The sequence below is a fragment of the Methylobacterium sp. genome (genome assembly GCF_028290105.1).
Classification (GTDB): domain Bacteria; phylum Pseudomonadota; class Alphaproteobacteria; order Rhizobiales; family Beijerinckiaceae; genus Methylobacterium.
The window spans coordinates 1-5,378 of the sequence record NZ_JAQGKL010000035.1 but is presented as its reverse complement, the minus strand read 5'-3'; the positions used below and the strand labels follow the sequence as shown (position 1 = coordinate 5,378).

General features: G+C 72.1%; 6 protein-coding genes. 2 read left to right on the top strand and 4 right to left on the bottom strand.

Annotated elements, in window-relative coordinates; all coding sequences use genetic code 11:
• Both JWQ05_RS02520 and JWQ05_RS02515 read right to left on the bottom strand, forming a co-directional pair.
• Positions 1-296: alpha/beta fold hydrolase (locus JWQ05_RS02520; RefSeq protein WP_299653966.1), on the bottom strand; the 296-nt coding region annotated here is incomplete at its 3' end.
• A gap of 173 nt (positions 297-469) precedes the next feature.
• Positions 470-943 (bottom strand): MarR family transcriptional regulator, encoded by a 474-nt coding sequence (locus JWQ05_RS02515; protein WP_299653963.1) that lies wholly within the window; start codon positions 941-943, stop codon positions 470-472.
• A gap of 215 nt (positions 944-1,158) precedes the next feature.
• Here JWQ05_RS02515 and JWQ05_RS02510 point away from each other — a divergent pair, with 215 nt between their 5' ends.
• A complete protein-coding gene (locus JWQ05_RS02510) occupies positions 1,159-2,256 on the top strand; it encodes a branched-chain amino acid aminotransferase (protein WP_299653960.1) in 1,098 nt (365 codons plus the stop codon).
• A gap of 212 nt (positions 2,257-2,468) precedes the next feature.
• Positions 2,469-2,999, top strand: a complete 531-nt coding sequence (locus JWQ05_RS02505; protein ID WP_299653957.1) for a phosphate-starvation-inducible PsiE family protein — start codon at positions 2,469-2,471, stop codon at positions 2,997-2,999.
• 39 nt (positions 3,000-3,038) lie between these two features.
• Here the strand turns inward: JWQ05_RS02505 and leuD are convergent, their stop codons facing one another.
• Both leuD and leuC read right to left on the bottom strand, forming a co-directional pair.
• A complete protein-coding gene (gene leuD / locus JWQ05_RS02500; protein ID WP_299653954.1) occupies positions 3,039-3,647 on the bottom strand; it encodes a 3-isopropylmalate dehydratase small subunit in 609 nt (202 codons plus the stop codon).
• A 2-nt stretch (positions 3,648-3,649) separates the two neighbouring features.
• Entirely contained in the window at positions 3,650-5,080 is a 1,431-nt protein-coding gene (gene leuC, locus JWQ05_RS02495; protein WP_299653951.1) for a 3-isopropylmalate dehydratase large subunit, read from the bottom strand.
• Positions 5,081-5,378 lie beyond the last annotated feature (298 nt).

The window sequence follows — 5,378 nt, the reverse complement described above, 5'->3', positions numbered from 1 at the left end:
GGCGCCCCGTCCTCGGCCTGCCGCGCCAGCGCGAGGGCGACCTTGGCGCCCATGCTGTTGCCGGCCAGCAGCCAGCGGCGCGGCGCGGCGGCGCGGATGCGGGCCGCCACGGCCTCCACCATCGCGGCGACGTCCCCGCCGGAGGCAGACCCGTCGTCGCCGAAGCCCGGCAGGTCGAGGGCGATGCAGGTCGCGGTACCGGCCAGGCGCTCCGCCACGGCCTCGAAGGTGCGGGCACTGCCGCCGAGATAATGCAGGGCGAAAAGAACCGGGAGATCGGGCGTCGGGTTCGTCATGCGCTGGGAAGTCGCGCGCAGCCGTCATGCTTCAAGGCGAAGCCAACGCGGCGTTCGGCAGCAGCCGGCCTTCGGAACGATCGTCCGAGCGGCCCGGGGCATCGGACCAAGACATCAACCCAACACATCGGCCCAGGCGATCCGAGGCCGACGAGCGGACCCTGCCGGGTCGTTCAGTCTCGCGGGGCCGCCGCGGCGCGGCCATAGGCCTGCACGGCCTCGAAGACGCGCAGGCTCGCCTCCAGGTCGGCGGTGCCGACCTGTGCGAAAACCTCGGCCCGCAGGGCGGCGAGTTCGGCCTCCATCCGCGCCACGATGGCGGTGCCGGCGCGGGTCAGGCTCAGCACCTTGGCGCGCCGGTCCGTGGCATCCTCCCGGCGGATCGCGAGGCCGGCCTCGCAGAGCTGGTCGAGGAGTCGCACCAGGGAGGCCCCCTCGATACCCACGGCCTCCGCCAGGGCGTTCTGCCGGGGCGCGCCGTCGAGGCGGGCGATCATGATCAGGGGAATCGCGGTGGCGTCGGAGAGCCCGTGCGCCTCCATCACCGCATTGGCGGCGCGGCGCCAGTGCCGGCCAGTGAGCAGCAGCGTGTGGGTGTAGGCGAGGCGCAGCGCATCCAGATCGTCGGCCTGGGGTCTGGACGGCACGCAAGGCTCCTGCAGATACCGGCGGGCACTCTTGCCCCGGCCCCGATCGCGTCCATACAGTTAGGATGCAAACCATTTGATCGCAAGCGGACATCATCGTATCAGGGCGCCAGCACGCGTCCCCCGGTCGGTGAGCGAAGCGGTCGGCCCTCGGCGCGAAGGCCGGCGCCGCGCCGTCACTTGATTGATCCGGCGAGACGTAAGAAGGACTGACGATGAGCGCTGCCGACGATCTCCCCTTCACCATCCAGGCCCATCCCGCCCCCGTGTCGCCGGAACGCCGGGCCGACCTGCTGGTCGATCCCGGCTTCGGGCGGGTGTTCACCGACCACATGGTGACGATCCGCTACGTCGAGGGGCGCGGCTGGCACGACGCCCGGGTGGAGGCGCGCGCGCCGATCGCCCTCGATCCGGCGGCGGCGGTGCTGCACTACGCCCAGGAGATCTTCGAGGGCCTGAAGGCCTATCGCACGGCCGACGGCGGCGCCGCCCTGTTCCGGCCGGAGGCCAACGCCCTGCGCTTCCGGCGCTCGGCCGAGCGCCTGGCGATGCCGCCGCTGCCCGACGCCGTCTTCGTCGAATCGGTCAAGCAGCTGGTCAGCGCCGACCGGGACTGGATCCCGTCGAGCGAGGGCGGCAGCCTGTACCTGCGCCCCTTCATGATCGCCAGCGAGGTCTTCCTCGGGGTCAAGCCGTCCTCGGAATACCTCTACCTCGTCATCGCCTCGGCCGTGGGGGCCTACTTCAAGGGCGGCTCCGAGACCGTGACGGTGTGGGTCTCGCAGGACCAGACCCGGGCGGCGCCCGGTGGCACGGGGGCGGCGAAATGCGGCGGCAACTACGCCGCCAGCCTGCGCGCCCAGGCCGTCGCCGTGGAGCATGGCTGCGCCCAGGTGGTGTTCCTCGACGCGATCGAGCGCCGCTGGGTCGAGGAACTCGGCGGCATGAACATCTTCTTCGTGTTCGACGACGGCTCGATGGTGACGCCCCCGCTCAGCGACACCATCCTGTCGGGCATCACCCGCGATTCGATCCTGGCCCTGGCCCGGGCCGACGGAATCGCGGTGGCCGAGCGGCCCTATTCCATCGACGACTGGAAGGCGGACGCCGCCAGCGGGCGCCTGCGCGAGGTCTTCGCCTGCGGCACCGCCGCGGTGATCACCCCGGTGGGCACCGTGCGCGACCCGGGGGGCGAGTTCTCGGTCTCGGACAACGTCGCCGGCCCGGTGACGAAGCGCCTGCGCGCGAGCCTCGTCGACATCCAGCGCGGCAACGCCCCCGACCCCCACGGCTGGGTCACGCGGGTCTTCTGAGCCGCTAGGCTCCGGCCGACGGCGCACGACATCCGTGCGCGGCCGGGTCCCTTGGCGTCGGCCATGACGCGATCGTGATCGATCCGGCCGAAGTCGCTCCGCGCGACGGTGAGCGTCGGGCTTCGACGAGCCGCGCGACACACCGCCCCGCGCGCTGGACGCCCCGCCGCCGATCCTGTCTGTTCGGCTGAACAGAGGGGGAAACGCGCACCATGTCCGACGACAAAGAGGATCAGGGCCGGCTCACGCGCGCGGCGAGCTTCATCTTCCTGCACACCGAGCACGCGATCTACGCGGCACTCGGCGCGCTTCTGGCCCTCACGGCCCTCGTCGCGCTGATCGATGCCGCCGAGCTCACATGGAGCGCCCTGCGCACCCTCGGCGGCGCCGACCAGATCCTGGAGGTGGTGGACCGGCTGCTGTTCCTGCTGATGCTCATCGAGATCCTGCACACGGTGCGGGTGTCGATGCGCTCGGGCAAGCTGACCTGCGAGCCGTTCCTGATCGTCGGGCTGATCGCCTCGATCCGGCGGGTGCTGGTGATCACCCTGCAATCCTCGGAGATCACCCACGCCAAGGAGTGGTCGGCGGACAAGCAGGCGCTGTTCCAGGCCTCGATGATCGAACTCGGCGTCCTGGCCGGCCTGATCCTCACGATGGTGTTCGCGATCTTCATGCTCCACCGCGCCCGCGACGACGGCAAGCCGGCGGGCGAGGAATCGCACGAGCATGCCGGCGCCTGAACCCGGAGGCCGCGCGGCGCGGCTCCGATCGCCGCGGGCTCAGGCGAGCCAGGGCTGGGCCGCGAGGTGGCGGGCCTGGAACGCCCGGATCGCGTCCGCGTGGTCGAGGGTGGCGCCGATCGCGTCGAGGCCGCGCACGAGGTGGTCCTTGCGCCGGGCCGGGATGTCGAAGCGCTGCACCGCGCCGTCGGCGGCGGTGATCGTCTGGTCCGGCAGGTCGATCGTCATGCGGTTGCCCGCCGGATCGGCCGCGCGGGCGGCGAGGGGGGTGATGGCCTGCGGGTCCAGTTCGATCAGCAGGAGTCCGTTATTGGCGGCGTTGTCGGCGAAGATGCCGGCAAAGCGCGTGCCGACCAGGGCCCGGATGCCGAGCTGCAGCAGGCCCCAGACCGCGTGCTCCCGCGAGGAGCCGCAGCCGAAATTCGGCCCGACCACGAGGATGCGCGCGTCCCGCCACTCCGGGCGGTTGAGGACGAAGTCCGGGCGGGGCGTGCCGGGCGAGGTGAAGCGCAGGTCGTGGAAGGTGGCGTCGCCCAGCCCCGCGCGGTCGATCCCCTTCAGGAACTGCTTGGGCATGATGACGTCGGTGTCGATGTTGGCGCCGGGCAGGCCGGCGGCCGGCCCCGACACGGTCGTGAAGGGCTGCATGCTCAGTGCTCCGGGGCGAGGCGGCGGCTGTCGGTGAGGTGGCCCGCGATGGCGGCGGCCGCCACCATGGCGGGGCTCATCAGGTGGGTGCGCCCGCCGGCGCCCTGGCGGCCCTCGAAGTTGCGGTTGGTGCTCGAGGCGCAGCGCTCGCCCGGGGCCAGCACGTCGTCGTTCATGGCCAGACACATCGAGCAGCCGGATTGGCGCCACTCGAAGCCCGCCGCGAGGAAGACGCGGTCGAGCCCCTCCGCCTCCGCCGCGCGGCGCACGCTGGAGGAGCCGGGCACCACCATGGCCTGGACGCCGGCCGCGACGCGGCGGCCGCGCACAAGGGCGGCGGCCTCGCGCAGGTCCGAGAGCCGGGCGTTGGTGCAGGAGCCGATGAAGGCGCGCTGGATCGGGATGGAATCCAGGGGCGTGCCGGGTTTCAGGTCCATGTAGGCCAGCGCGCGGACCATGTCCCGGCGCCGGTCCGTGTCGGGCTCGGCCTCGGGATCGGGCACGCACCCGTTGACGGGGCCGGCTTGGTCGGGGCTGGTGCCCCAGGTCACCATCGGCTCGATGGCCTCGGCGGCCAGATGCACCTCGCGGTCGAACACGGCGTCGGCGTCGCTGCGCAGCGTCCCCCAATGCGCGAGCGCGGCCTCCCACAGGGTCCCCTTCGGTGCGCGCGGCTTGTCCGCCAGGTAGTCGAAGACGCTCCGGTCGGGGGCCATGACGACGCCGCGGGCGCCGCACTCCACGGCCATGTTGCAGATCGTCATGCGGCCCTCCACCGAGAGCGCGTCGAGCGCCGACCCGGCGAATTCCACCGCGTAGCCCGTGGCCCCGTCGGCCCCGATCTGCCGGATCAGCGCCATCACCACGTCCTTGGCGGTGACGCCCGGCGACAGGGCCCCCGAGACCGTGACCCGCAGGGTCTTCATCCGGCGGTACACCAGCGTCTGGGTGGCGAGGTAATGCTCGATGTCCGAGGTGCCGATGCCGAAGCCGAGGGCGCCCAGCGCCCCATAGGTGGTGGTGTGGCTGTCGCCGGCCGCCACGATCATGCCCGGCAGCACGAAACCCTGCTCGGGGGCGACCACGTGCTCGATGCCCTGGAGCGGATGGAGCACGTCGAGGAGTTCGATCCCGAAATCCCGGCAATTGGCGTCGAAGTATTCAACCTGCCGCGCCCCGCCCGCATCGGGCATGGTGGCGACGCGCGCCGCCGCCGTCGGGTTGACGTGATCGACCACCGCCAGGGCGGCCTGCGGCCGCCAGACCTGGCGTGCGGCCGCGCGCAGGCCGCTGAAGGCCTGCGGGCTGGTGTATTCGTTGAGCACCGTGCGGTCGATATAGAGGAGGACGCTCGCACCCGGGCCGGTGGCGTCGTCGAGGCGGCACACCGTATGGGCGTCCACCAGCTTGTCGTAGAGGGTGCGGGCGGGCATCGGAGCGAAGTCCTCGGGGGTCGGAGAGCGGGGCGGCGGGAGCGTGCGGCGGCGGGGTGCCCGCCGACACAGCCAAGCGTTCGGATCGGCCAAGCGTTCGGATCCGCCAGGCGTTCGGATCGGCGAAGCGTTCAGATCGCCGAAGGGGTCAGGCCCGCGACGCCGCGCGGCGCCTCGGAGGCGGTCTCGCCCGCGATCGGGTAATCCTCCACGAGGTCGCCCGCCAGCACCGCCCGCATGCGCGCCACGTCGAGTTCGCCCTCGAGTTTCGCCATGACCACCGTCGCCACCGCGTTGC

Coding starts and splice junctions, on each gene's coding strand:
- JWQ05_RS02510 (WP_299653960.1), top strand. CDS start 1,159: ATGAGCGCTGCCGACGATCTCCCCTTCACCATCCAGGCCCATCCCGCC.
- JWQ05_RS02505 (WP_299653957.1), top strand. CDS start 2,469: ATGTCCGACGACAAAGAGGATCAGGGCCGGCTCACGCGCGCGGCGAGC.
- leuD (WP_299653954.1), bottom strand. CDS start 3,647: ATGCAGCCCTTCACGACCGTGTCGGGGCCGGCCGCCGGCCTGCCCGGC.
- leuC (WP_299653951.1), bottom strand. CDS start 5,080: ATGCCCGCCCGCACCCTCTACGACAAGCTGGTGGACGCCCATACGGTG.